We start from the raw sequence: 25551 nt of genomic DNA on the forward strand, positions 1-25551 counted from the left end.
CGGGACGTCGAAACTACCAATCTCCCACTTGAGGGGGAGATGTCCGATAGGACAGAGGGGGTCGTCTCGCGTGGATCGGCGACCCCCTCTGTCGCCTTCGGCGACATCTCCCCCTCAAGGGGGGAGATCGGCAGCGCCTTATTCCGCCGGCGTCGTCTCCAGCGCGGCTTTGCGCCCAAAGCGCTGCACCACGAAACGGCCCATCTTCTGGCCGGGCACTTCGATCAGCGTGTAGGTGATCCAGGACAGCAGGCACACCACCAGCAAGACGACGACAACAACGACCGCGAAGCGCAACGGCGCCGACAGCTCGTGGCCGAACTGGGTGATGACCAGAGCCGCCACCGGCTGGAGAACCAGCAGATGGATCAAATAGATGCTGAAGGAAAGCTCACCCATCAAATGAAAGAACCTGTTGGCGAGCGTCATGGCGATCTTTCTGGCCACGATGCCCATCGTTCCCGGCAGCATCCGGTAGAGAACCAGGGCAAAGAACCCCAGGACGAGCGCTTCCCGCATCAACAGCTTGCTCAGCCCATAGCCGCCGCCGAAGGGCAGCGCCGCCAGCAGCATGGCCAGTGCCAGATGCACGAAAGGCCGCTTCTGCCTTTGATGGACGACGCCCGCCAGCAGCATCCCGCACAGGAAAATCTGCATCTTCAACGGCAGGAACGACGGCATCGGAAAGTGGACCGACAATTGTCCCATCAAGAACACGATCGCGCTGCCGATCGCCGCGACCAGCATGGCCGCCCATAGCCAGTCAAGCCTGCGCACCAGCAGCATGATGGCCGGAAACAGTGCGTAGAACTGCATCTCCAGCCCGAGGCTCCAGTCGGGCAGCGGCGTGCGATAGGCGAAATTCGGCACCAGGCCGAACAGGAACAGCAGATGGGCGCCGATATTCTTGAGGCCGCTGTCGAGATAACGCTCGGGCGCCTGCGGCGACCGCAGCAGGAACTCGTCGATGACCATTCTCGACCCGTAGAGATAGGGGCCAAGCGCCAGGGCAACGAACAGCATGACGTAGAACAGCGGCGCTATCCTGAAATAGCGGCGGGTCCAGAATTTCAGCCAGGTTTCCGGCCTTTGCCAAGGCTCCCTGTCCTGGCGCAGCTGGTAGTGGAACACCATCAGGAAGCCGGACAGCATGATGAACAGATCGACGCCGAGGTCCGGTTCGCCGAGAATAGGAATCTGCCAGCCGGTCAACAACAAGCAGTGCCCGATGAGCACCCAGATCGCGGCAAGCGCCCGAAGCCCGTCCAGGCACTCGATGCGCGATGACCGGGCTTCTGTCATGCCGAACTCCTCGATAGCCATGTTGCAATGCAGCATGGCGGCTGAGGGAGGAATGTCAACCGTGCGGAAGGAACACGATTTGCGCTGGGCTGTTACGGAAAACGCGAAACACCTGAGGGCAATTGTAGAGGCATGCACTTGAACACCCGGGGCGCGAAGGATCGCGGCTTACGCGATCCCGGCAGGCAAGCTCCCGTCTATCTCATCTTCAACCTTGCATGCCGGCGCCAGTACCACCAAGCCAGCACCCGGTTGCGGAACACTCTTCTCATGGCGCCCATGTCACACCCCCAGCAGCACGCGGCGCTGGCCGGTCAGCTCACTGGGCGACAGATCGGTCTTCACCGTTCCTGCGGTGCCGTCATTGGCCGCAAGCTGGGCCCGCAAGGCGGCTTCGCGCGCCTGCACGTCCTTGTCGGCAATGGTCGGTGTCGGCGGCAACGGCTTCAGCGCCGGCGGCTTTTGAAAAAGGCACATAGTTTTCTCCAAAGTGAGAGGCTCTTGTCCAGTCGTAGAGCAGAAAATCCTCGCCGTTCCTGCCATAGCCCGGCAGGCGGCAGCGTTGCGTCGCGCCGAGCCGGCCTAGCCAGCGCAGCGCCAAATCATTGGCGGCCAAGGCGCGGGCCTCGACACGCCAGGCGCCGCGCGCGGCAACTTCAGGCCCGAGCACGGCATGAAAGAACTCCGTAATCCCAGGCACGCAGCGCCTCATGTGGCGCGTGCCCCAGCTCCAGGCGATCCATAAGCCGCCGCGCTGCTCGGCAGCGCCAAAGCCGGCCTCCGGATTGCCGTCGAGCTCGGCGACATAGGCAAACCCTTGCAGCGCCGTCAGCGCCAGCAGCGCAGGCGACCAGGCATCGAACTGGCAATCGATCTCGGCCCGGTCCTCGGGCCGGAGGTTGGCGGCGATGTAGGAGAGGTCGCGCAGGGTGGCGGGAATGATGCGGAGGGTCATGTTGGGTCACTTTCCGGCACGCTGCGAAGCGGAGAGCCCTAGAGAAACGAGGCGCCAAGCTAGATTGACTCTCTTTGCCGTCTGGATTTCCTTGGCCTGTGACTTGTGGATGTACCTATGGGAACAAGCGCATGACTTGTAGTAACTGCGCGCCGATCGAGGAGACCCGTACGATCTTTAGCACCGGTTGTCTCGCGGCGGCGATCACGATGGCCAAAGAGGCCATACGCGACGGTATTCTGCAGCAAGTACCGGGTGGTCCTATGTCGAGTGTCATCCCGCTTTCGGATCTCAACCCGGATGGACCATGGGACGATCTGCTTCGTTACCGCTTTCGCTGCACGACCTGCGCACAGGTTTTCTTGCTCTCCGCAGAGACCTATCATGGCAGCGGCGGCGAATGGGCTAAGGAGCCCGGCTAAGCTTTTCGGCGCTTCCTCACCGAAACGCCCCCAGCGGATCGGCCTGCCCGGCCTTCCGCCGCGCGGCCTTGAACATCGCCGGGTCGACCTGCGCCTCCCTCAGCATCATCACGCCGTAGCGGGTCGCGGCCATCAGATCGTGGCGCAGCTTCACCACTTGGCCGTCCCTGCGATGATAGAGACGGAACTCCTCGAACCAGGGCAAAAGCGTCGAAACCATCTTGAAGCGGCTTGATTGCATGCGGCCAAGCATCGGCCCGACCGCCACCGAACCGCCGGCGAACTGCGCGCGGGTGCCAAGCCTCTACTTGTAAGCCACTGCTGCGCTTGCAGGTCCCGCCAACGGAATAATCTCGCAGCGACTAAACCCTGCCTCTTTGCACCACTCGGTGAACTGGGCGCCGGTGAAGTCAAACGCCTCGCCAAATTCGATCAGCATGTTCAGCGACATCATGAGACCGAAGCCGTTTTGCCTGCGTTCGTCGTCGATGATGTTCTCGATGGCGACCAGCGCGCCACCGGTCGGCAATGCACGGTAGGCCTTGGCGATCAGCATTTTCTTGTTCTCGAGATTCCAGTCGTGAAGGATCATTCCCATCGTGATGATGTCCGCCTTGGGGAATTCGTCCGCGAAAAAGTCGATCGTCTCGGCGATGACCCGGCCGCCGAGATTGCGCTCCCTCAAGCGCCGTTCGGCGATCGGCTGCACATCGGCGAGATCGCACGTCCGGCATTGCATATGCGGATGCCGCGCCGCGACGATGGCCGAAAGCTGCCCGGTTGCGCCGCCTATATCGGCCAGCGTCTTATATTTGGAAAAGTCGAATTTCTCGGCAAACGCCGTGAAATTGCCCATGGAGATGCCGCTCATCGCGTCCATGAACTGCTCCAGGCGCGCCGGGTCCGCATAGAGCTCGCCGAACATCGACTTGCCTGTCTCCTTGATCTCGTTTTGAGGCTTTCCGGTTTGCAATGCCGGTGTGAGATCGCCCCAGAACCGATACAGTCGTGCGTTCGCCATCTCAAGGATTCCACCGATGTATTGGGGGCTCCGCTTGACCAGGAACAGCGCGGTCGATGGCGTATTGCCGTATTTGCCGGTTTCACCGGCGCCGTCCCTCTGCAGCAATCCGAGCGCGACGAGGGTGTCGAGAAAATCATACGTTGCGCGCGGATGCAGCCCCATCGCGCCTTGCAGTTCGAGGCCCGTTTTGGGGCCGTCCGCAAGCAGCGAGAAGAGTCCCAGTTCCACGGCGCTCAACAATGTCTTGGCTGGCCAGAACCCAAAGCCAATTTGCAGTATGTGGTCTGGAGAAATTCCGTCTTGCATCTGAGCCTCCCCTATCGGCGAACGCCCCCGTGAGGCCACGCCGATGCGTCCCTTGAGCGGGATCATTCGATGCTACACCACGTCCACGGACGTTCACTACAGTTTTCCAATCGGAGCCGGAGCGCATTGCCTCCCTCCCGATTTTCCTCACCGAAACGCCCCCAGCGGATCGGCCTGCCCGGCCTTGCGCCGCGCGGCCTTGAACACCGCCGGGTCGACCTGCGCCTCCCTCAGCATCATCACGCCGTAGCGGGTCGCCGCCATCAAATCGTCGCGCAGCTTCACCACCTGGCCGTCCCTGCGGTGATAGAGCCGGAACTCCTCGAACCACGGCAAAAGCGTCGCAAACACCTTGAAGCGGCCTGAATGCATGCGGTCGAGCATCTCCATCAGCCCGGCTTCGACCGAGACCGAACCGTCGGCGAACTGCGCATGGCTGGCGAGCATGTTCAGCCCGTGTGCGGAATATTGCTTCGCCAGTGCGGTGCCGGCACCTTCCAGCGTCTCGCGGCGGCCGTCGCGCGGCCATGCCCAAGGCAGCCATTCGCCCCATGGTTTCAAGGTCAGCGCCTGCATGGCGGGCGTCTGCTGCGAAGCCCGGCAGGCCTTTGTGACATAGACGACATCGGCCTCCGTATCCCAGGCGAGCTCGACCGCCGCCGAGGGATGGTCCCAGCCGAAATCGAGGGCCCCGAGCCGCGGCCAATAGCGCGGCAGCGGGAACGGCTCGCAGGCGATCAGCTCCTCGGCCACCGGAAAGATGCGGCCGGAGCCGAGCACCGGAATGCCCTTGGCCCGCGCCTCACGCTCATGCGCCGGATAGGCGGCAATGATCTCGGCGCGCTGCTGCGGCGTATAATGCCCCGCATCGTCGATGGTCATGAAGGTGACGTGGCGGGTCATTGTTTTTCACCCTCGCGGCATTGAATCGTGGTGGCGGGTGCGCGCTTCAACGCCCCGCCTCGCGGCTCCGTTTGCATCGCTCGGAACACCTGCCACGGAGCCGGTCGAAAAGTCGGGATCAGATCGCCCGACGTTTGATGCGCACGACTTTCGGCGCCTGTGCATCCATGAACATGTAGCACCGGCCTAGCAGCGCCTTTTTGCCAAAATCATCGAATACGTTCTGCCCGAGCGGCGTGAACAACACCTCGTCGGTCGTCAGTCCGTCCTGGTGGCGAGCCTCGATCTCTGGCCAATGCGCCTTGGCAATGTCGGTCAGCACGACGTTGAAGGCAGGATGATTGTAACTGACCAACAAATTGCCATCGTCCATATCAGACGGTTTCATGTCCGGGTGGTAGTTGTAGATCTCGGCAAGCGTCTGGATGGCTGCCAAGGATGCAGCGCCATCGGAAAGACCAGCCTCCGTCAGCACACAGGTGCCGTTTTCAAGGATGGCAAAGTCACGCTCCTGGTTGAAGTAGTAGCCAAAGCGCTCTTCGATGCGATCGATGGGCTGCGAAAACGATGGCCGCCATTTCGGAACGGGAGGAAAGGTCGCTGACATCTCGGCTCTGCCCGCTGATGATACTGCAATTGAAGACAGGCCGCCGACGAACACCATCCGCCTATTCATAGTCGTGCCCAACGCAGTCAGTCTAGTTCCGGATCGTGACTTGGCAACCGCGATGATCTCGGCGCAGCGTGTAGTGTCCGGCATCGTCGATGGTCATGAAGGTGACGTGTTTCACCTTGTCCGCATTGAATCGTTTTGGCAGGCGCCGGACGCATGGTGTTGTTCGGCAAAGAAACTTTACGCGCTCGCTCAAAAGGCTTGGGTTCCTCGCCCCACGGAGTGGGGAGAGGTGGCTCGGCGAAGCCGAGACGGAGAGGGGGAATGGCGCCGACCTGTGCAGACAACAATCGAGGGAGCCAGCGTCTGGTGCTTGCCAAAGTCCCCTCTCCGGCCGCTGCGCGGCCACCTCTCCCCACTTTGTGGGGCGAGGAACCCAAGTCCTGCGATGTCACCTCCCCATCCCTCCCACCTGCTCCGCAGACAAAAACAGCAGCACCACATCCGACATGCCGAGCAGCGGCGTGAAGGTGACGATGGTGATGCCGCCGGTGGCGTTGGTGCGGGTCAGCCCTTCGGAATAGATGTCGAGCGGCGGTTCCTCGTCGAACCAGACGCCGTGCAGCGTTTCGCCCTGCCATTTCTCGCGACCCTTCTCGTAGCTCTTGAACGACAGCACCGATTCGTCGGCCTGGACATCGCCGCCGCCGCCCCAGCGCACCACGACGCTGTCGAGCGCGCCCGGCGCCCGTCCCGCCATCGTGCTGACGAGGGCGTCGGCCGGGATCATGCCGGTGCCCCAGGCCGCCTGCTGCTGCGGCGGGCCGATCAGGATGCGCTGCGGGTTGTCGCGCGTGCTTTCGCCGGTGACGCCGGCCGCCCATATTCGAACCGGACAATCGAAAATCTTGCCTTGCCACCAATCTGGATAGCGGCCGGTGAGGTGCATCGCCCATTCGGCGCCGCCGGCCCTGGTCTTGCCGAGCTGGTTGCCGGCCATGAACAGGCGCTCGCGATTGGTCGCGCCGGCGGCGTGGAACTCGGCCTGTCGGGGATAAGGCCGATAGGCGGCAAGCTGGTTAGTGCGGCGCCTGCGGTCCAGCTCCGCCAGCAGGCTGAGATATTCCGTCCTTGCCGCCCGGCTCTGCGAGGCCTTTTGCGAAGCCCGGCTTCTCGAGGAACGGCCTGAGGACGGCTTCGAGGCCGCGGATGCGCTGCCTGATTTCGTCATCGCTCAATGCATCCAGATTGTTGATGTTGACACTAATATCCTTGGGCAGCACCGACAGCACGAGCTTCAGGTACTGGTCGGGCTTTTCGGCGCGCACCTCGGCGATGACGCCGGCGCCATGGGCGCGAAAATCGGCGCGGATCGCTTCGAGAAAGCCGTCGGCCAGCGTCTTCTTCGGCCGCCTGGTTCGGCCGGGCTTGCCGGGTGCTTGATCGTGCGGCTGCGGATCGCCGGCGGAAGGAGCCTTGGCCATGCCCTACTCCGCCGTCCCGGCGGACATCGGCTTCTTGTTGCCTGGCCGCACGATGCGCTTGCGCGGCTTGGCCTTCTTGCCGGCCCGTGCCGACTTCGGCTTCCGCAGCTGGCTTGCCGGTTTCGCATCAGTCGTCGTGCCGGGCTTCATCGCACCGGCGTCGGGCAAGGCATTCAGCCTTGCCCTGAGAATTGCCACCGCGTTGCCGTCGAGTGCTCCCGACGGGAAGCCAAAGCCGCCGACCGCATCGACGGTACCGCCGCGCACCATGCCGATCCGCACGCCGGCGGCGACCTGCTCGAAGCGGCCATGGCGGGCATAGGGTGCGGCGCCGGCGAACTCGCCAATAGCGCTGACGACCTCTCGGCCGTCATCGTCGGTGATGATGGTGGCGTAACGGTTGGACATGGGGTGTTCTCTGAAATGGGCGCACGGGCGCGTTGGGAAATCTATGGACGATAGGTGGTTGCGGACCGGGATAGTCGGTCGCGTTCATTCGCGCCGACATACCTCGGCAGCACACGCAACATTCGGTCGAACAGGAGCCCGAAATGAAAAACCCGCCTCGACGGGCGGGTCGTTGGAGCCAATTGGCACCATACCCAAATTAGTAGCATAGCTGCCGGCACAAAGCAAGAACAAAATGTGGCGCGGTGGCAGAAAAATGCGCTGCCGACCTCGCATCCCCGTCGGTGAACGGATGGAAAGAGGGGCGAAAAAGGCGGGGCATTGCGTGAGACTTGCGTTGATGGGATGGTGGTTGCGCTTGAGGGGAACGCGTCATGGGCAATGTCACCAGTCACTACGGCAGCGAGGGCAGCGACGGCATCGTCGATCGCATATTGGCCGCGATCCCGGACGCCGACCCGGCCGGCAAACTCGCGGCCGCGCAACTCTATCCGTTCGATCAGTTCCATGGCCGCGAACTGACCGCCACGCAGGAGCATGCGGCCCGTCTTGCTCCTTCGCCGACAGATCGAATCCTGGATATCGGCAGCGGCATTGGCGGGCCGGCAAGGTTTCTGGCCTCGGCCTATGGCTGCGAGGTCGACGGCATCGACCTGACACCAGCCTTTGTCGCCGCGTCGAGCCGATTGACCGCACTCAGCGGACTGGCAGACAAAGTTCGCTTCCATCAGGCCGACGCAACGAAACTGCCTTTTGGCGACAGCACCTTCGATGCGGCGATCTGCTTCTATGTGGGCATGAACATCGAGAACAAAGCCGCGGTCATCGACGAGGCCTGGCGCGTGCTGAAACCGCGAGGCAGGCTGATCTGGACCGAAGCCGTGCTCGCCGGCGGCGAGCCCTACTATCCCATGCCCTGGGCGGTTTCTGCGGCGACCAGCCACCTCGCCGATCGGGAAAAATTGAAAACCCTGTTTGTCGATGCCGGATTTCGCATCGACGAAATCGTCGACGAAACCGGCGAACATGTTGAGCTGGCGCTGAAGAGAGCCAATTCCGGCATCGTGCCCTCGCCGGCGCAGCAGCAGGCAAATGAAGTCGTCATGGGCGCGGAATTCCTGCAGCGCCGCCGCAACTACATCCGAAGCCTGAGTGACGGAAAACTCGCGTCGCTCGCCGTGATCGTCTCCAAACCGGCCTGAAACAAAAAAACCGCCTCGGCGGGCGGGTCGTTGGGGCCAATTGGCACCATATCCAAATTAGTAGCATAGCTGCCGGCACAAAGCAAGAACAAAATGTGGCGCGGCGGCAGAAAAATGCGAATTCCGTTCAGCGCCTCGCCTTGTCCGCCTCCCGATTGACCTTCCAAGAAGACCGCTAGGCTGCATTCCTTCGCGGCCCCCTCTGTCCTGCCGGACATCTCCCCCACTTGGGGGGAAATCGGCTTTCGCGCCGGCTTTCGCCAATCTCCAACGTTGCAGGAAGAGCGCAGCGCCGAAACCGCCAATCTCCCCACTTGAGGGGGAGATGGCCGGCAGGCCAGAGGGGGGTACTGTCCCGAGCGCTGTCCCGCCGACTTCACAGCCGGCAACACAAGCAACGTTCGATCGAAAAGAAGCCTGAAAACAAAAACCCGCCTCGGCGGGCGGGTCGTTGGAGCCAATTGGCACCATACCCAAATTAGTAGCATAGCTGCCGGCACAAAGCAAGAACAAAATGTGGCGCGGCGACAAAAAACCGAATTTCTCTTCGGCGCCTCGCGTTGCCCGCCAGCCACTTTGTGGGCGCGAACGCAGCGTCGGCAATTGGCGCTTCCTCCATTTGCCGAGGCATCTCACCGGCCGACGAGCAGCCGCAGCCGCGGATCAGAACAGGCATTCGCGCGTTTGAACCCCAGCCAATGGGAGCAAAAGCCATGAACGTCGCCAATCTGCAACTCGAAGGCCTGCTGATGGCCATCGCATCGATCAATCAGGTCCTGGTCCGCAAGGGCGTGGTCTCCGTCGAGGAGATAGACATCGCCTTGCGCAAGGCCGAAGCCAGCGAGACCAACGAGGAAAGGTCCGAAGGCATGTCGGCGTCGAGCCGCGATGCCGTCAACTTCCCGATCCGGTTGCTGGAGTTGGCCAATCAATGTCAGCCGGAGACGGACATGCCGTCCTTCTCGAAACTGGCGCGCATGGTCGGTCAGATCAAGGAACCTTACAACGACCAGATGTGACGCGGCGACCGAGGATGACCGCCGCAGCAAGCTTTGGCATCACCCCCTGCCAAGCCTCAGCGCCAAGACGCGGCCCGGCCCGTGCACGGCGGCAAACAGCAGCCCGGCCAGGAAGGTGAAGTGATCGACGAAGAAGCCGAACTCCGCCTGGTTGCCGGCCCAGTGCGACGGCCCGTGGAAGGCAAAGCCGAGGAACAGCACATAGGCGGCGGCGACGAGTGCTGCCCATGAGAAGAAGGCGCCGGTCAGGAAGCATAGAACGAGGACGACCTCGAGCAGGGCTGCGCACCAGGCCAGGAACAGCGGGAACGGAAACCCGGCCGCCGCGATATAGCCGGCGGTGGCGCCGATATCGACGAATTTGAAGATCACGGCCATCAGGAAGACGGCGGCAAAGATCAGGCGGGCGATAAGGATTGCCGCGGTCTGCCACGGCGACTGAACGGATGATTGAGCGGTTTCCAAGGTCATGATGTCCTCCCAGAGTTGCGATGGTTGTGCCCCAAGGACGCACCACCAGCCGCAAGCCCGACATCATCCCCCGAAAAACCTGAGAGATACAAGCGCCGGCACCAAAGTGGCGCCTTCCCTTCTCCCCTTGTTGTGGGAGAAGAAAGGTTGCGCTACCCCAACTTGACCCCCGGCTTGCTGATCGGCTCCCGTACCGTTCCATATTGGCTGCCCCAGCGGTCGGTCATCGCCCAGCGTATGTCCCAGAGTTCCGGGAAGAAGCGGTGGCGGGCGCCGGCTTCCAGCAATTCGACCGGCCGGCCCTTCAGCGATTTCGCGCCGAGGCCGATCGTGCGGTGGATGAGATAGAGGTGGTTGGCACGGAATTTCTGGAACAGCTCGTCGAACTCGATCAGCGCTTCGGCAACGACATAGCTGTCGCCGTGATCGTAGCCGGTATCGTAGACATCCTCGACCGAAAGGCCGCGGTCGTCGAGGTACGACGCCTTGAAGGCCCGCCACAGATCGGGCGGCAGACGCAGCAGCTGCTTGAAACCCGGCGATTCCTGACCGCTGCCATTGCCGAGCTGCAGCCGGATCTGCTGGTATTCCTTGGGCGACATGGTTTCGAGCAGGTCGAGCTGCGCCGTCATCAGCCGTATCAGCCGGTGCACGCGCGCCATCAGCGTGACGATGCGATGCGTATCCTGCTTTTCCAGGAAATCGACGACATCGACCAGCGTATAGGCGATGAGCTTCATCCACAGCTCCTCGACCTGATGAACGATCTGGAACTGCAGCTCGTCGGCATTGACCATCTCGGCCAGCGGCTTCTGGCAGGCAAGCAGCCTGTCGCATTTGAGGTAGACGCCATAGTCGCGCATCTCAGGCGTTTCGATGCGGGCATAATAATCCTGCTTGTCCATGGCCATGCTCCCTGCCCCGGCCGTTGGGCCGCAGGCGCCTGTTGGATCCCGGTCCCTGAGTCTAATCGCTTTCTTGCCGAACATTGTCCCTTTCTGTTATTCGATTAGCGCAAAATGAAGGACAAACACTGCGTCTGAAGCGGATAGGAAGAACGAATGATGCTGGATGCGATCGACCGGAAGATCATAGCTGCGCTCGAACGCGAGGCCCGCATCTCCTTTGCCGCGCTCGCCGACGAGGTCGGCTTGAGCAAGACGCCGTGCTGGAAGCGGGTCAAGACGCTTGAGGACGCCGGCGTCATCCGCGGCTACTCGACCCTGATCGACCCAGCCAAGCTCGGCTTCGGCATCGAAGCCTTCATCCAGGTGTCGATCGATTTCGAACTGTCGGACGCCTTCGAGGCGGCGGTCAAAAAGCATCCGCTGATCCGCCGCTGCCACGCCACGACAGGCGAGGCCGATTATCTCCTGCAGATCGTCACCGTCGACATGATGGCGCTCGACAGGATGCTGCGCGAGGAGCTCAGCCGGCTGCCCGGCGTGCGGCGCACGATCACCTCGATGGCGATGCGCGAGATCAAGGGCGGCATCTCGTTCGCCAATGCCGTCGGGCATACGCAGACCAAGCGATAGCCCTGGTCATCAATTCGCGTCCCAGCCGCTTCGGTTGCTCGGCGCGCAGAACCACATTTGTCGTCACCGTGCCGTACCGGCCGATGCTGTCGACGATGCTTTCAAGATCGGGCGGTGACGGGACCACGACCTTGACCAGAAAACAATCCTCGCCGGTCACCCGCAGCACCTCGACCACCTCCGGCAATTGGGCGAACTTCTTCAGGCAGGCCTGGATATGCTCATGCGTGGTGCGCAGGCGGATGACCGCCATGGTGCCGAGCCCGAGCGCTGCCGAATTGATCACCGCCTTGTAACCGGTGATGACGCCGCGCTCCTCCAGCCGCTTCACCCGTTCCGAGGTGGCGGGCTGGGACAGTCCGACGCGGCGGCCAAGCTCGGAGATGCCGATGCGGCCATCCTCCTGCATGATCTCAATGATCGCCAGATCGGTGGGATCGAGCCTTGGCCGATAATCGCCGTTCCGCATGATCGCCCTTTAATCCATCGGATTTCGTCGCTGCTTTCCGATGATCTCTCATTCCGCCACCTGGGAGAAGACCTAGAATTGCACGCGCTGCATCAGGAAAGAAGGGCTTCGCATGACCGACTTCATCATTGTGCCGGGCATCGGCGGATCGGGCGAAGCCCACTGGCAGACACGTTGGCAGCAGGCAAACCCGGCGATGCGGCGGTTCAACCCGGCGAGTTGGGACGCGCCGGACGTCGACGACTGGGTGGCCGCGCTGGAAACCGCTGTATGCCAGGCAAGGACACCGCCGGTGCTCGTCGCCCATAGCCTCGGCTGTCTGCTCGTCGTACACTGGCAGCGGATCTCCCCCCGCTCTATCGGCGGTGCGTTGCTGGTCGCGGTTCCGGACCCTGCGTCGCCGGCCTTCCCCTCCTCCGCCCGGGCCTTCGCCGACGCACCGCAACAACGGCTTCGCTTTCCGTCGCTGATTGTCGCCAGCACCAACGATCCCTACGGCTCGCTGGACTATGCCAGGGCGAAATCCGAGCGATGGGGCAGCGATCTCCATATCGCCGGACCGCTTGGCCACATCAATGGCGACAGCGGGCTCGGCGACTGGCCGGCGGGAATGGAGCTGCTGACAGCTTTTCTAAGTCAAACGCAGGCAATCGCCCGAGGCGCCGTGCTTCAGCCGTAACCGCACCAGGACGGCTATCGCGCCGGCGCCCTGATCTGGCTTGCGCCGCGCCTCAGTTCGATGCTGCGGCAGGCGTGCTGAGTTCGAGGAACGGTACGGTCGAGCCCGGGATCATCGACTTCGGCAATTCGCCGTTCCACCTCTCCGCCTTGGTCAGTTCGACCAGCAGCGGATTGTTGGCGATTGCGGCGGCGCGAGCCTTGATGGCGCCCGCGGTCGCATCGCCTTCGACCCTGGTCTTGTAGGCGCTGGCCTCGGCTTCGGCCTTGACGCTGTCGGCGCGGCCCTTGGCCTGGGTGACGGCGATATCGGCCTTGATCTTTTCCTGCTGCAGGTTCTGTTCCTGCTTCTGCACCTCGACCTGCGCCGTCATCCTGGCTTCGACCGCCTGCTCGTAGGCATCGGAGAAGTCGATGTTCTCGACCTGCACGCTGTCGATCATCACCGGCCCGTCGGTTACCGCCGCGATGGCCTCGGCGACGTCCTTGTTGAACTTCGCCCGGTTCTGGATAACCGACACCGCGTCGTACTGGCCGAACACCGTCTTGATCTCCTGCGGTGCCTTCCTGGCAATGACACGGTCGGCCAGTGCCTCGATCGATCCATAATTGGTGTAGACGTTGCTGACTTCGGCGGCCGGCACGTGGAAATTGACGGTGACGCGCATGTCGGCCGGCTGCTGGTCGCGCGAATAGGCCTGCATGGCCGGCAGGCCGCTGCAATCGTTCTGGTTCTCGCAGCCCCATTTGAGCACCTGCTGGCGCAGGCTGATCTTCTCGACACGCTGTAACCACGGCAGCTTGAAATGCAGTCCGGGATCAACGACCGAACTCAGCGCTCCGTTGGTCAAAAGCACGCCGCGGTCGCCCTGATCGATCGTGTACCAGGATCCAAACAGCGCAAAGACGCCGAGCGCCACGATGACGAGTGCGATCAGGCCGGAACCGATCGACCCCGATGCCATCCCCGGCTTGCCCTGCGGACGGCTTGAATTGCCTTGCGTTTCGGTCATCACCCCACCCCAACCTGATTGCCCGTGCTGCTTTTGCCCACAATAGTGGCGGCATTGCAATCCTCTGGATATGGAAAGACCTTCGAGGCAGCCGGCCGGACCGGCGGGTGGTTCAGGGTGGCCAGCCGATTTCCCCTGCAGCCGCGGCTGCGGGCTGGGACGCGTTGCCTGGCGTCTGCTTCTGCCGTCCGGCATCGGTTCTGCGCTTCGGGCAATCCTCGTAGTCGTGGTCGCAGATTGCGAAGGCTTGCGCACCGGCAAGGTCGATTTCGCCACGGAACCGCTGCCGCCGCATGAAAGTTATCTGCTCATTGCAACGGGAGCACAGGACATGGCCGACGACCCGAACCGCTACGAGACCGGAGCGAGGAAATATCCGGCAAAGACGAGCCGCGACGCGGCCGACGAATTTTCGCAGGATGCGGCCGGCAACAAGCCACCTCCCGGCGGCATGGGATTGACCAGGCCGGCTGACGATTTCGATGACAGGACCCTGCATTCGGAGGGCCAGAACCCGCCGCGCGCAGCGATCCGGCCAGACGGCAAGGCCACCGCCAAGAAGCCCGGCAAGGACACAAGACGATGAACGTCGCCAATCTCCAGCTCGAAGGATTGATGATGGCGATCGCGGCCGTCAACAACGCGCTGGTCCACAAGGGCCTGCTGTCGGTCGACGAGGTCGACATGGCGTTGCGCCGGGCCGAGGCGGCGATGACCAGCGAGGAGCGTCTCTATGAAGACATGTCGCCATCCAACCGCGACGCCGTCTGCTTTCCGCTCAGGCTGCTGCAGGCGGCCAACAATGCCCAGGGTGAAACCGGCGTACCGTCCTTTGCCGAACTGGCCAGGATGGTCGGCCGGACCAAGGAGCCCTATAACGACCAGATGTGATGGAGGACGCCATGGCCGACGACAAATCCAAGACCAAGCAGGATCGCAAACTGGTCTCAGGCGAAGAGCCTTACGAGGTCGCTGCCTTTGCCCGCAAATACGGCATACCGCAAAGCGAGGCCGCGACCATCATCAAGCGTTACGGCCCCTCGAGGAGGAAGCTCGACGCGCATATGGCGAGCCGCAACGCCTGATCCAATTCTAGCGGTGGCCGCCGTTCACGCCGGAAGCGTCCCTGCCCTGCCGCCTTGTCGAGAGTATCGGCACCGTCAGCCGTGACCTGTCGGGTTCGCCCCTGTGGGGATTCAACGCCTGGTTTTGACAGCCGCGGAATACTCTCGCGGCGCAACAACTCATTTACCTCGACGCTGTACCAGTCCGATGAGCAAAGCCGGGGGGTCGGATGCAGGAACAATTATTGCGCTACGAATGTGTCATGGAGCCGAACGGCCGATGGATGGTGTGGGACATCGTTCACGATCTGCCGGCGCAATTTTCGCAAATCGCGCTGATCGGCCTGAGCCGTCGTGAAGCGGTTTCGCTCTGCCGGCTGCTCAACGAGACGAGCCGTTCCGAGACGCGGCAGAGCCGGGCCTCCTGAGAAGCATGCTCTCAGGCCTGCCCAAGCGCGAGGGGATCTACATGCGATCGACAATATTCGGTCTGGTCCTGCTGCTGCCGGCCGCCGCCCTGGCAGAACCGATCGAGACGCAGAAGATCATCACGGCGGCGACCGGCGACTGGAACAGCGACGGCGCCGCCGATCTGGCGATGATCGTGGAGACCGAGCCCGGCCATCCCATGGACATGTATTTTTTCCTCAAGGATCGCGATGGCGATTTTCTAAAACCTGCCGGGGTCGTGCATGAACAGATTTACGGCGAATGGAAGGATTATGACCGGCCGGGCCCCGCCACATCCGACACCGAGCCCGAACTCACCGCGCTCCCCAACGGTTCGATCAAGCTCTATGTTCCGGCGATGGAGATCGGCAGCGAGCGGACCAATAAGACGCTGACGCTCGCCTGGCGCAACGGCACGTTCGTCGTCGCCGGTTTTGCCTACGACTATTGGGATTACATGGACGACAATGTTGCCGGCGACTGCGACTACAATGTGCTGACCGGCAAGGGCAAAAGCAGCAAGAAGCTGGCGGACGGCAGCACCAGGCAAGCGACCGTATCGGTCGAAGGCAAGGTCATCCCATTTGCGGAATGGACCCCGGGCACTGGCTTCAGCGCTTGCGGAGAGTGAGAGGTTTCGGTTGCCTCACTGCAGCGGCGGCTTCCACAGCAGGCTGTTGCGATCGGCGGACTTGACGCGCAGCCAGGTTTCGCGGCCATCGCGCAGCACCCGGAGCGGGATCTCGGCACCCGCCGGGCCGCTCTTCCAAAGCTTGCGATAAAAATCGGCAAGCCCATCGACCGCCGTGTCGCGGACATCCGAGATGACATCGCCTTGGCGAAGGCCCGCCTGGGCGGCTGGACCGCCCTCGGCGACGCTCATCACCACGACCTTGCCGTCGCTCTCGGCCGAGAAGGCGCCGAGCCACGGCCGCGGCGGCCTGGCGACCTGCCCGCGCGTCAGCAGATCGTCGAGGATGGGCGGCAGAAGATCGATCGGCACCACCATGTTGATGTCGGCGACCTCGCCGTTGCGGCTCATCTGCAGGCGCAGTGAACCGATGCCGAGCAGCCTGCCATCCGCGCCGATGAGGCCGGCGCCGCCCCATGAGGGGTGAGCCGGCGCCGTGAAGATCGCCTCGTCGAGCAGATATTCCCAATAGCCGGCGAATTCCTGCTTGGTGACGATCCGCGCCCGCACGGAGCGGCCGACGCCGTCGGCGAGCACGACGGGATCGCCGATCTTGGCCCTGGACGCATCGCCGAGCGCAATGGCGGGCAGCCCGAGCGGCGCCAGCGCCTGCACCAGGCCGAAGCCCGACTCCTGGTCGTAGGCGAGCGCATGGGCGGGAACCACGCGCCCGTCCTGGTCGGCCAGCCAGACCTCCTCGGCCTCCGTGATGAGATAGCCGATGGTGAGTACCAGCCCGTCGCCGCGGATGACCACGCCACTGCCCTCGCGGCGGGTGCCAAGTGTATTTGCCGTGAAGGCGTCCTCTGGCACGGTGGCGCGGACGGCCACGATGGATCGCAAAAGGGGTTCGATATTCATGCTTTGGTTCCTGGCAATGTTCGCAGCTGATATGGGCTATAGGTATGGCGCAGGTGATCAGGCGCAAGAGGTGGCGCCGGCTTTGGCGTGGACCGGCGCCGCGCCGTTCGCGCCGGGGTTTTGCAACAGCGCCGGCAGCCCTATCTGTACCTACGGCTATCCCAAGCTGCCCTATGCAAAGTTCCTCCGCCATTGCCCACGTTGATATCTGATATCCTCCCAACCCAACCCTTCCAAAGGCCTCCCAAATGAACGACTACGCAACGGACCAATACACGCCGCCAAAAGTCTGGACCTGGAACAAGGCAAATGGCGGCGCTTTCGCCAGCATCAACCGGCCGATCGCCGGCCCGACGCACGACAAGAAACTGCCGGTCGGCAAGCATCCGCTGCAGCTTTATTCGCTGGCGACACCGAACGGCGTCAAGGTGACGATCATGCTGGAGGAACTTCTGGCGCTCGGCCACAGCGGCGCCGAATACGACGCCTGGCTTATCAGGATCAACGACGGCGACCAGTTCGGCAGCGGCTTCGTCGAGGTCAACCCCAACTCGAAGATCCCGGCCATGATGGATCGCAGTGGGAAAAAGCCGGTCCGCATCTTCGAATCCGGCTCGATCCTGCTCTACCTCGCCGAAAAATTCGGCGAATTCCTGCCGACGGAGCAGCCGGCTCGCGCCGAGACGCTGTCATGGCTGTTCTGGCAGATGGGCTCGGCGCCCTATCTCGGTGGCGGCTTCGGCCATTTCTACGCCTATGCGCCGACGAAGATCGAATATGCCATCGACCGCTTCGCCATGGAAACCAAGCGGCAGATGGACGTGCTCGACCGACGCCTCGCCGAAAGCGAGTATTTAGGCGGCAGCGACTATACGATTGCCGACATTGCGGTGTGGCCCTGGTATGGCGGGCTGGCCAAGGGCCGTATGTATGACGATTCCGGCGAGTTCCTGCAGGTGGAGCAGTACAAGAACGTGCAGCGCTGGGCCGACGCCATCGACGCGCGGCCGGCGGTCAAGCGCGGCCGCATGGTCAACCGCACCTTCGGCGAGCCTTCGATGCAACTGCACGAGCGCCATGACGCCAGCGATTTCGAGACCAAGACGCAAGACAAGCTCGCGGCGGCCAAAAGCTAAGCGGACGACTGAAACTGCTGATCTCCCCCCACAATGGGCAGGGCTATTGCAGATGGAAAGCCGAGGCTTTCGCTCTACGATGGACCCCCACCCCTAACCCCTCCCCACAAGGGGGAGGGAGACTTCCGTTGGCGCTGACCTCGGCAAATTGCCTGCCTTTCGGCGCCAAAAGGGGAAGTAAGGGCGCGCGGCAGCATTCCCTCCCCCTTGTGGGGAGGGTTAGGGTGGGGGTCCATCTTCGTAAGAATCCAAATGCGATTGCCCTGCCACAAGGGGGGAGATCGGCAGCTTCGGCCGACTGCTCAAGCTCGCCTTCACCGCCGCCATCCACAGCCGGTCGATGTTGGCCAGGAATTTCTCGTCGAGCTTTTCGAGGTGCTTCCAGTACATGCCGTCCTCGAAGAAATAGCCGAGTTCCTTCTCGATCCTGTCGGCCTCCTCCGCCTGATCGAGCCGCAGGCCGGCAAGCATCTCGGCCTTCATTTCCGAAAGCCGCGAGGAAGAAAGCGCGCCGACTTCATCGAGCGTCAGCCGCGGGAAGACCAGCCGGCTGCGCGGCAGGTCGGATAGGTTGACGCACAGGCAGCCGCGCCGAAGCGCATGGATGAGCAGGCGGGCCGACTTCGCCTCGAGGTTGCGCAGGGTGACGTCGTTGCGCAGCGGATCGGCGCGGCCGACGCCGTAAAAATGCGTGTTGCCGGGCTGGTCGTAAATCATGTCGCAGCCAAGGAATGCCAGCACGTCCGGCTTCTGACTGTGGATCGTCCAGTAGGCCGCCGTCATCGACATGGTGCCCCCGGCATAGACGAAGCCGCCAAAGCTGTTTTGCGCCGGCACGTAATGCGAGGCGCTGAAGATCTGCGCCTGCTGCAGGGGACCGCCTTGCGGCATCCGCTCCGCCGGGAAATCGCCGGCATGGACGAGGAAATCCCAGTCGGGCCGCACGCGCCAGGCGTTGTTGATGGCGACGATCTTGCCGAAGGCCTGCTTGGGCCAGGCGGCGCAGCGCACCACATCGGGGGCGCTGCCGATCAGTAAGATCACGTTTGGCGTTCCGTCGATCACCACAACCCTCTCGACCGGCCGAAATGCATCCCGATGCCGCCCGGTTGAACGGCTTTATAGCCTCAACCGCCCATCGAAAACACCAGCCGGATTTAGGCTGCATCAACGAAAGGGAGCTTGCCAGCCGGTTGTAAAATGTGGCCTTAGGCACAGTCGTACAAGCAGCAGGCAGGTTTTCCCGCTAGCCCAAAAACGACGATATGAGTTGGGCGATATATATTAGTTGGCTAAACTAGCGGAACGTCCAACGCACATTCCCAGAACCGAACATGTCCTGTCTAGACCATGATATCTATATGGGACATTACTGCATAAGCTGAATGCGACCTCGACGGTTCGGCGGCACAGCCCTCAGACGCCGCGGCTTTGCCGCCGCGCCTTTCGCCCCGGATCCGTAGATCAACCGGACGACGAACAGGAAATATCCAACCTGCATGACGATCAAGGTCAAGATCGTCCAGGCCAGCGTCTTCCAGATTGAACCCGTCGCAAAGTAAGTCGAGATCGCCACGATGGACGATGTGGTGGTCAGCCCCACCAGGAACTGTGGAAAGTTCATGACTTTTCTGCGCCGCCCCGAAACTCGCAACAGCCGGGACGAACTCCCCTAACCCATTACCCCAGGCCAACGTTTTCACTATTTTAGCAATTGCGCAAGCACCAAATAGAACAGCAGTTAACGCATGCTTCCGTGATCAAGGGCTGCATGTCAGGTCACCAAGGTGGGCTGGCTTGGACAGCGGCTGCGCGTCCCCTACTCCCCAGCAACCTCCCTATACGCCCTCACCGCCCCATCAAGCCCACGTATTCGCCACGTCTCCCCTTCGCGCGCCTCGAGATAGGACGGGCCGAGCGGGACTTTCCCTCCGCCGTCCGGCAGATCCAGCACGTAGACGGGATTGCAGATGCCCGACAGGCGCGCACGCAAGGCGCTGACCAGCGCCTGGCCCTCGGCGATCGTGGTGCGCCGGTGCGCCATGCCGCGCACGAGATCGCCGTGGTGCAGGTAATAGGGTTTGATGCCAAGGCGATACATCAGCTCGCGGCACAGCTCTTCCAGCACCTCGACCGTATCGTTCACGCCTTTCAGCAGAACGCTCTGGTTCAGCAGCACGAAGCCGCCCTGCCGCAACGTGCGGCAGGCCCGCTCGGTCGCCTCCGTGATTTCGCGTGGATGGTTGAAATGGGTGACGACAGTGACCATCAGCCGGCCCTGCAAGGCTTGAATCAACCCGCCGGTGACGCGCGACGGCAGCGCGACGGGTACGCGCGTGTGGATGCGCAACAGCCGCACATGCTGGATCGCCTCGACACGGGCGCGGATTTCCGCCAGCGCCCTGTCCGGCAGCGACAGCGGGTCGCCGCCGGTCAGGATCACCTCGCGGATTTCCGGATGGGCCGCGATATAGGCGAAGGCCGGCTCCAGCGCCTCGCGCGAAAAACCCCGGCCGATCGAGGTCAACTGCTCCTTGCGAAAGCAGAACCGGCAATAGACCGCGCATTGATAGGTCGGGAACAACAGAACCCGGTCGGCATGTCGATGCGTCAATCTAGGCACGGGACTGAAGGCGTGGTCGGCGATCGGATCGTCGAGTTCGCCCTCCTGCTCTGCCAGTTCGTCGGGCGACGGGATGACCTGAAGCCGTATCGGATCGGCGGGGTCGTTCCAGTCGATCAGGTCGAGATAGGCCTTGGGAATGCGAACCTTGTGGCGCGTGGCCGCGGCTTTGGCCGCCGCCCGCTCGGCTGGCGACAGCGGCAGCGAATCCAGATCGCCTACCTGCCGCACGCCCTCGCGAACATCGTCGCGCCATGCGGCATCCGCCTCGCGAGCGCGCCGGTCATCGGCTGCCACGCCGGCCGCATCGACCGCCATGCTGGCGTCGGGGATGTCGGGATGTGAGGTCATCGCAGGCTCCTTGAATTTCGGGCCGGGGTACAGCATTGGAGCCAGGACTTGAAGGCAATAAGCGGTGTTTGGCCGGATTGGAGGGCGCGGCAGGAAGCCACAACCGGCCATGATCAGAACAATCGTCCAACATCGCTGACGCAAAACATTAGCTTGCTCTTATATTAGCTTGAGCGTATAGACATAAACGGCCGGTGATCTACCCCCCAACCGGTTAGGCTCGGCGCCAGTTCCCTCCCTACCCCTCAGGTCAACGACGCCGGGCCGCTCGGGCCCGCCCGGTCGCCCGCGGTCGAGACCGGATCGTCGACCTCTTCGATGTCGATCATGCCCCCTGCTCAAGCAGCACCCAGCTGAACATGCCAGCTGAACACATCGGCGATGCCCGCGTCTCTCGGCCTTCCCGTCGCCGGCCGCGGTCGCTAATCTCGGATTGTGAAAAAGCTGGAGAACAGCGTATGGCGAACGACTTGTCGCCAAGGCTTTTGGAGATCGTCAATGCGCTGCCTTTGCGGCAGGGCATGCGAGTGCTGGAGATTGGCTGCGGACCGGGTGCTGCAGCGCGCGAGATCGCGCGCCGGATCGGCGGCGGGCACGTGCTGGCGATCGACCGCTCGGCCAAGGCCATCGCGCAGGCCGGGGCCGCCTCGCGCGCCGAGATTGCGGCAGGCCGGCTGAGCCTTCGCCAGATCGCCATCGAGGACTTCGAGTTGGAGGCCGATGAGAAGCACTTCGACATTGCCGTTGCCGTGCGCGTCGGCGCGCTGGACGGGCGTCATCCCGAAGCAGGAAAAATTGCCCTGCGACGGCTCAAGGCGGCGTTGACCGCGCAAGGCCGGCTGTTCATCGACGGCGGCGATCCGCTGCGCGAAATTGCGATACATGGCTGAGCACCTCGTGCTTGGCCCCCGGAATCGAGCGTCTACGTGACCGTGCGCGGCAGAGCCGGCCTCAGCTCCGCAACCCCGGCGCCTCCTGCCCGGTGCGCTCGACATATTCGGTATAGCCGCCGCCATAGGTGTGGATGCCCTCGGGCGTCAGTTCCAGCACCCGGTTCGACAGCGCCGCCAGGAAATGGCGGTCGTGCGAGACGAACAGCATGGTTCCCTCGTACTGCGACAGTGCCGTGATCAGCATCTCCTTGGTGGCGATGTCGAGGTGGTTGGTCGGCTCGTCCAGCACCAGCAAATTGGGCGGATCGAACAGCATCAGCGCCATCACCAGCCGCGCCTTCTCGCCGCCCGACAGCACGCGGCATTTCTTCTCGATCTCGTCGCCGGAAAAGCCGAAGCAGCCGGCCAGCGCCCTGAGCGGCGCCTGGCCGGCCTGCGGAAACGCATCTTCCAGCGTCTGGAACACGGTGCGCTCGCCCTCCAGCACTTCCATGGCGTGCTGGGCGAAATAGCCCATCTTGACGCTGGGCCCGCGCGCCACCGTGCCATTGTCCGGCTCGGAAGCGCCAGCGACCAGCTTCAGCAGCGTCGACTTGCCGGCGCCGTTGACGCCCATGATGCACCAGCGCTCGCGGCGGCGCACCTGAAAATCCAATCCCTCGTAGATCGAGCGGCTGCCATAGCCCTTGTGCACGTTCTTCAGCGTCACCACGTCCTCGCCGCAGCGCGGCGCCGGCTGGAAGTCGAACGATACCTTCTGGCGGCGCTTGGGCGGCTCGACCCGGTCGATCTTGTCCAGCTTCTTCACCCGGCTCTGTACCTGGGCGGCATGCGAGGCACGCGCCTTGAAGCGCTCGATGAAGGCGATCTCCTTGGCCAGCATCGCCTGCTGGCGCTCGAACTGCGCCTGCTGCTGCCTGTCGGCAATCGCCCGCTGCTGCTGGTAGAATTCGTAGTTGCCGGAGTAAGCGGTCAGCGAACCGCCGTCGATCTCGACCACCTTGTTGACGATGCGGTTCATGAACTCGCGGTCGTGCGAGGTCATCAGCAGCGCGCCGTCATAGTTCTTCAGGAACTGCTCCAGCCAGATCAGGCTTTCCAGGTCGAGATGGTTGCTCGGCTCGTCGAGCAGCATGGCGTCGGGCCGCATCAAAAGGATCCTGGCCAGTGCCACGCGCATTTTCCAGCCGCCGGACAGCTTGCCGACGTCGCCGTCCATCATCTCCTGGCTGAAGCCGAGGCCGTCCAGCACCTCGCGCGCCCGGCCATCCAGCGCGTAGCCGTCGAGCTCCTCGAAGCGGTGCTGCGCCTCGCCGTAGCGGGCGATGATCTCGTCCATCTGGTCGGCCTGGTCAGGGTCGCCCATGGCGTGCTCGAGCTCGCGCATCTCGGCCGCCACTTCGCTGACCGGTCCGGCGCCGTCCATCACTTCGGCCACCGCACTGCGGCCTTCCATGTCGCCGACATCCTGGCTGAAATAGCCGATGGTGACGCCGCGATCGACCGAGACCTGGCCTTCGTCGGGCTGCTCCTCGCCGTTGATCATGCGAAACAGCGTCGTCTTGCCGGCGCCGTTAGGCCCGACCAGCCCGACCTTCTCGCCCTTCTGCAACGCGGCGGAGGCTTCGATGAAGACGATCTGCCTGCCATTCTGCTTGCTGATGCTTTCGAGACGAATCATGGTTTTCCGGGGAAGGCCAAAGGAGAGTTCCTGCGCCAATACGCGATAGACCGCGCCGGCGGAAGCCCGCAGTAGTGAGGCGCCCCGCGCCAAATTGTCTGAACCCGCCAGTCGCTTCCCGGCTGGATCAGGCTTTGACGGCGTAGGGATGAGCCGGCGGATCAGCTATCGGTCAGGGCTTTTGTCGTCGCCAGCTTGACCCCGGCGGCGGCAAATGCCGCATTGTGCCGGGCGATGATCTCCGCGGCGGTCTCGCTGGCCGCGTCGAGCGTGCTGTGGGCGTCGGAAACCACGGTGACGCCCAGGCCCGCTGCAAAGGCGCCCTTCACCGTGGCCGCCACGCAGAAATCGGTCTGCGCGCCGATCAGAACGACCTCGCCGGCGCCCTGGCCGGCCACCCATTCTGCAAGGGCGGCATTGCTGAACGCATCGCCGACACACTTGGCGAAAGTCGGCTCGTCCGCGGCCTGGCCGAGCGCCGGCCACACCGGCCAGCCCGGCTCACCCGGCGCCAGAGGATCGCCCTGTGGCCCGTCATGCCTGATGAAGGCGACTTTGCGCCCGCTGCGCCGTGCCCATTCGATCAGCGCGCGGGTGCGGGCAACGATGCCGTCGGCATCATGGATCGGCGGTTCGGCAACACCGTCGAACATGCCGGTCTGAAGGTCAATCACGATGAGCGGCGCAGCGGCCGCGGGGCTGGTCTCTGACATGGACGCGAGCATAGCGTGGGTGGTAGGCGGGTCAAGTATACGCGCCGAAGCCGACGCTGGAGCTGCTGATCTCCCCCTCGTGGGGCAGGGCTATCGCAGGTGGAAAGCCGAGGCTTTCGCTCTACGATGGACCCCCACCCCTAACCCCTCCCCACAAGGGGGAGGGAGACTTCCGTTGGCACTGACCTCGGCAAATTGCCTGCCTTTCGGCGCCAAAGGGGAAGTAAGGGCGCGCGGCAGCATTCCTTCCCCCTTGTGGGGAGGGTTAGGGTGGGGGTCCATCTTCGCAAGAATCCAAATGCGATTGCCCAGCGCAACAGTGGGGGTGTCCAAGCCCCGGCGACGAAATTGGATATCCCGCAATCAATCCGGCGCCCCGGCGAAAAGCACCATCCTATCGGCGCCGCCAGCCGGCCAGTCCCTGATGCTGCGGTCGTAGCCGCCGGTCAGCACCGTGCCGCCCGCGGCAAAGGCAACCGCATAGATCGGGCCGGACTGGCTGTCGAACATGGCGAGCTGGTTGCCGGTCTCCATGTCCCACAGCCGCGCCGTGCCGTCGAGCGAGCCTGAGAGCAGCCGCTCGCCGTCGGCTGAGAGCGCCAGGGAGCGCCAGGGCGTACACGGTGCCTTCATGGCCGTCGAAACGGCGGACCTCGCGGCCGCTGTCCAGATCCCACAGCTTGATCGTGTAATCGCCGCTGCCGGTGATGACATGGTGCCCGTCGGCGCCAGCAGCCGCAGGCATCGCCGCGTTTGCCGGCAGGCCGGTCGCGCGCTAGATCGCTGGCAGAGGCTAAGGCGAGGCCAGCAATGGACGATTGGAAGCTCCCTTGGGACGGCGGTTGCCTGTGCGCCGGAATACGCTTTCGCATCAGCGCCCCGCCCTTGCTGACGATGGCGTGTCACTGCACCGGCTGCCAGAAGCTGAGCGCCAGCGCGTATTCCCTGACCATCGCCGTGCCGAGCGACGGTTTTGCCATAACGCAAGGCGAGCCGGTGGTCGGCGGCCTGCACGGCCCGCATCGCCAGCTCTATTGCCCGCATTGCAAGAACTGGATGTTCACGCGCCCGCATGGCCTGGACTTTTTCGTCAACATTCGTGCGACCATGCTGGACGAGCACCAATGGTACGTGCCTTTCGTCGAAGTCTTCACGTCGGAAAAGCTGCCCTGGGCTTCGACCGCCGCTAGCCACAGTTTCGCTACGCAGCCCGACCTTGAGGGATACGCACCTCTGATCGAGGCGTTCGCCCGCGAAGCGGCGCGGCCAACTTGACTGGTT

31 protein-coding genes and 2 pseudogenes are annotated in these 25551 nt (G+C 63.2%); 12 read left to right on the forward strand and 21 right to left on the reverse strand.

The features are described from left to right. Positions 1–138 precede the first annotated feature (138 nt). The 9 genes and pseudogenes from NKJ81_RS17155 to NKJ81_RS17195 form a co-directional block, all read right to left on the reverse strand. Positions 139–1302, reverse strand: a complete 1164-nt coding sequence (locus NKJ81_RS17155; RefSeq protein WP_352541143.1) for an acyltransferase family protein — start codon at positions 1300–1302, stop codon at positions 139–141. 361 nt (positions 1303–1663) lie between these two features. After that, positions 1664–2257, reverse strand: coding sequence for a hypothetical protein (locus NKJ81_RS17160; RefSeq protein ID WP_352541144.1), 594 nt, complete (start codon positions 2255–2257; stop codon positions 1664–1666). A gap of 438 nt (positions 2258–2695) precedes the next feature. Next, a complete protein-coding gene (locus NKJ81_RS17165; protein ID WP_352472079.1) occupies positions 2696–2932 on the reverse strand; it encodes a hypothetical protein in 237 nt (78 codons plus the stop codon). A gap of 51 nt (positions 2933–2983) precedes the next feature. Next, positions 2984–4075 (reverse strand): methyltransferase, encoded by a 1092-nt coding sequence (locus NKJ81_RS17170; RefSeq protein ID WP_352541145.1) that lies wholly within the window; start codon positions 4073–4075, stop codon positions 2984–2986. Positions 4076–4156: 81 nt separating this feature from the next. After that, positions 4157–4912: a phage terminase large subunit family protein gene (locus NKJ81_RS17175; protein WP_352541146.1), complete on the reverse strand. Its 756-nt coding sequence runs from the start codon at positions 4910–4912 to the stop codon at positions 4157–4159. A gap of 118 nt (positions 4913–5030) precedes the next feature. Continuing rightward, on the reverse strand, positions 5031–5576 hold the full coding sequence (locus NKJ81_RS17180; RefSeq protein ID WP_352541147.1) for a hypothetical protein: 546 nt from the start codon (positions 5574–5576) through the stop codon (positions 5031–5033). A gap of 433 nt (positions 5577–6009) precedes the next feature. Then, positions 6010–6639 (reverse strand): annotated as a pseudogene (locus NKJ81_RS17185) (terminase large subunit domain-containing protein); the annotation flags it as partial. Continuing rightward, on the reverse strand, positions 6605–7009 hold the full coding sequence (locus tag NKJ81_RS17190; protein WP_352541148.1) for a hypothetical protein: 405 nt from the start codon (positions 7007–7009) through the stop codon (positions 6605–6607). The pseudogene NKJ81_RS17185 and the gene NKJ81_RS17190, both read right to left, overlap by 35 nt. Positions 7010–7012: 3 nt before the next feature. Then, entirely contained in the window at positions 7013–7417 is a 405-nt protein-coding gene (locus NKJ81_RS17195; protein WP_352541149.1) for a hypothetical protein, read from the reverse strand. 374 nt (positions 7418–7791) lie between these two features. On the opposite strand from NKJ81_RS17195, the gene NKJ81_RS17200 reads away from it, so the two are divergent. Continuing rightward, the gene (locus NKJ81_RS17200) at positions 7792–8619 is read left to right on the forward strand and encodes a class I SAM-dependent methyltransferase (protein WP_352472084.1); all 828 of its coding nucleotides are present in this window, start codon (positions 7792–7794) and stop codon (positions 8617–8619) included. Between the two features lie 713 nt (positions 8620–9332). Continuing rightward, positions 9333–9638, forward strand: a complete 306-nt coding sequence (locus NKJ81_RS17205) for a hypothetical protein (RefSeq protein ID WP_352472199.1) — start codon at positions 9333–9335, stop codon at positions 9636–9638. A gap of 39 nt (positions 9639–9677) precedes the next feature. Here NKJ81_RS17205 and NKJ81_RS17210 read toward each other — a convergent pair whose 3' ends face one another. Next, on the reverse strand, positions 9678–10109 hold the full coding sequence (locus NKJ81_RS17210; protein ID WP_352541150.1) for a DoxX family protein: 432 nt from the start codon (positions 10107–10109) through the stop codon (positions 9678–9680). A gap of 152 nt (positions 10110–10261) precedes the next feature. Then, complete coding sequence (locus NKJ81_RS17215) at positions 10262–11014, reverse strand: tryptophan 2,3-dioxygenase family protein (RefSeq protein ID WP_352541151.1); 753 nt, start codon at positions 11012–11014, stop codon at positions 10262–10264. 156 nt (positions 11015–11170) lie between these two features. Between NKJ81_RS17215 and NKJ81_RS17220 the strand changes: the two genes are divergently transcribed. Continuing rightward, positions 11171–11647 (forward strand): Lrp/AsnC family transcriptional regulator, encoded by a 477-nt coding sequence (locus NKJ81_RS17220; protein WP_352541152.1) that lies wholly within the window; start codon positions 11171–11173, stop codon positions 11645–11647. On the opposite strand, the gene NKJ81_RS17225 is transcribed toward NKJ81_RS17220, so the two are convergent. Continuing rightward, positions 11592–12116, reverse strand: a complete 525-nt coding sequence (locus NKJ81_RS17225) for an Lrp/AsnC family transcriptional regulator (protein ID WP_352541153.1) — start codon at positions 12114–12116, stop codon at positions 11592–11594. The genes NKJ81_RS17220 and NKJ81_RS17225 overlap by 56 nt on opposite strands. A gap of 112 nt (positions 12117–12228) precedes the next feature. On the opposite strand from NKJ81_RS17225, the gene NKJ81_RS17230 reads away from it, so the two are divergent. After that, positions 12229–12795, forward strand: a complete 567-nt coding sequence (locus tag NKJ81_RS17230; RefSeq protein ID WP_352541154.1) for an RBBP9/YdeN family alpha/beta hydrolase — start codon at positions 12229–12231, stop codon at positions 12793–12795. A gap of 52 nt (positions 12796–12847) precedes the next feature. Here the strand turns inward: NKJ81_RS17230 and NKJ81_RS17235 are convergent, their stop codons facing one another. After that, complete coding sequence (locus NKJ81_RS17235; RefSeq protein ID WP_352465360.1) at positions 12848–13807, reverse strand: prohibitin family protein; 960 nt, start codon at positions 13805–13807, stop codon at positions 12848–12850. A 226-nt stretch (positions 13808–14033) separates the two neighbouring features. Here NKJ81_RS17235 and NKJ81_RS17240 point away from each other — a divergent pair, with 226 nt between their 5' ends. From NKJ81_RS17240 to NKJ81_RS17260, 5 genes are all read left to right on the forward strand, one after another. Continuing rightward, positions 14034–14393, forward strand: a complete 360-nt coding sequence (locus NKJ81_RS17240; protein ID WP_352541155.1) for a hypothetical protein — start codon at positions 14034–14036, stop codon at positions 14391–14393. Beyond that, a complete protein-coding gene (locus NKJ81_RS17245) occupies positions 14390–14698 on the forward strand; it encodes a hypothetical protein (RefSeq protein WP_352472092.1) in 309 nt (102 codons plus the stop codon). The genes NKJ81_RS17240 and NKJ81_RS17245 overlap by 4 nt, the downstream gene beginning before the upstream one ends. An 11-nt stretch (positions 14699–14709) precedes the next feature. After that, positions 14710–14892, forward strand: coding sequence for a DUF3606 domain-containing protein (locus NKJ81_RS17250; protein ID WP_023675702.1), 183 nt, complete (start codon positions 14710–14712; stop codon positions 14890–14892). 209 nt (positions 14893–15101) lie between these two features. Then, positions 15102–15299, forward strand: coding sequence for a hypothetical protein (locus NKJ81_RS17255; protein WP_352472094.1), 198 nt, complete (start codon positions 15102–15104; stop codon positions 15297–15299). Between the two features lie 41 nt (positions 15300–15340). Beyond that, positions 15341–15952, forward strand: a complete 612-nt coding sequence (locus NKJ81_RS17260) for a hypothetical protein (protein ID WP_352472095.1) — start codon at positions 15341–15343, stop codon at positions 15950–15952. Between the two features lie 15 nt (positions 15953–15967). On the opposite strand, the gene NKJ81_RS17265 is transcribed toward NKJ81_RS17260, so the two are convergent. After that, positions 15968–16873 carry a S1C family serine protease gene (locus NKJ81_RS17265; RefSeq protein WP_023675699.1) on the reverse strand — a complete coding sequence of 302 codons (906 nt, stop codon included), beginning with the start codon at positions 16871–16873 and terminating at the stop codon, positions 15968–15970. 248 nt (positions 16874–17121) lie between these two features. On the opposite strand from NKJ81_RS17265, the gene yghU reads away from it, so the two are divergent. Then, the gene (gene yghU, locus NKJ81_RS17270; protein ID WP_352453698.1) at positions 17122–18009 is read left to right on the forward strand and encodes a glutathione-dependent disulfide-bond oxidoreductase; all 888 of its coding nucleotides are present in this window, start codon (positions 17122–17124) and stop codon (positions 18007–18009) included. 219 nt (positions 18010–18228) lie between these two features. On the opposite strand, the gene NKJ81_RS17275 is transcribed toward yghU, so the two are convergent. The 3 genes from NKJ81_RS17275 to NKJ81_RS17285 form a co-directional block, all read right to left on the reverse strand. Further along, entirely contained in the window at positions 18229–19053 is an 825-nt protein-coding gene (locus NKJ81_RS17275; RefSeq protein WP_352490956.1) for a hypothetical protein, read from the reverse strand. A 325-nt stretch (positions 19054–19378) separates the two neighbouring features. Next, positions 19379–19633, reverse strand: coding sequence for an exopolysaccharide production repressor protein (locus NKJ81_RS17280; protein WP_352472098.1), 255 nt, complete (start codon positions 19631–19633; stop codon positions 19379–19381). A 195-nt stretch (positions 19634–19828) separates the two neighbouring features. Continuing rightward, entirely contained in the window at positions 19829–20950 is a 1122-nt protein-coding gene (locus tag NKJ81_RS17285) for a KamA family radical SAM protein (protein WP_502904297.1), read from the reverse strand. A 491-nt stretch (positions 20951–21441) separates the two neighbouring features. On the opposite strand from NKJ81_RS17285, the gene NKJ81_RS17290 reads away from it, so the two are divergent. Further along, positions 21442–21873, forward strand: coding sequence for an SAM-dependent methyltransferase (locus NKJ81_RS17290; RefSeq protein ID WP_023675692.1), 432 nt, complete (start codon positions 21442–21444; stop codon positions 21871–21873). 61 nt (positions 21874–21934) lie between these two features. Here NKJ81_RS17290 and NKJ81_RS17295 read toward each other — a convergent pair whose 3' ends face one another. The 4 genes and pseudogenes from NKJ81_RS17295 to NKJ81_RS17310 form a co-directional block, all read right to left on the reverse strand. Next, the gene (locus NKJ81_RS17295; protein ID WP_352472101.1) at positions 21935–23557 is read right to left on the reverse strand and encodes an ABC-F family ATP-binding cassette domain-containing protein; all 1623 of its coding nucleotides are present in this window, start codon (positions 23555–23557) and stop codon (positions 21935–21937) included. Positions 23558–23718: 161 nt separating this feature from the next. Beyond that, positions 23719–24270: an isochorismatase family protein gene (locus tag NKJ81_RS17300; RefSeq protein WP_352541157.1), complete on the reverse strand. Its 552-nt coding sequence runs from the start codon at positions 24268–24270 to the stop codon at positions 23719–23721. Positions 24271–24633: 363 nt separating this feature from the next. Then, entirely contained in the window at positions 24634–24903 is a 270-nt protein-coding gene (locus NKJ81_RS17305; RefSeq protein ID WP_352541158.1) for a WD40 repeat domain-containing protein, read from the reverse strand. 61 nt (positions 24904–24964) lie between these two features. Then, a pseudogene (locus NKJ81_RS17310) lies at positions 24965–25015 on the reverse strand (hypothetical protein); the annotation flags it as partial. A gap of 65 nt (positions 25016–25080) precedes the next feature. Here NKJ81_RS17310 and NKJ81_RS17315 point away from each other — a divergent pair. Beyond that, the gene (locus tag NKJ81_RS17315) at positions 25081–25545 is read left to right on the forward strand and encodes a GFA family protein (protein WP_352541159.1); all 465 of its coding nucleotides are present in this window, start codon (positions 25081–25083) and stop codon (positions 25543–25545) included. Positions 25546–25551: the final 6 nt, after the last annotated feature.

The sequence above is a fragment of the Mesorhizobium sp. M0018 genome (assembly GCF_040323955.1).
In the GTDB taxonomy this organism is placed as follows: domain Bacteria; phylum Pseudomonadota; class Alphaproteobacteria; order Rhizobiales; family Rhizobiaceae; genus Mesorhizobium.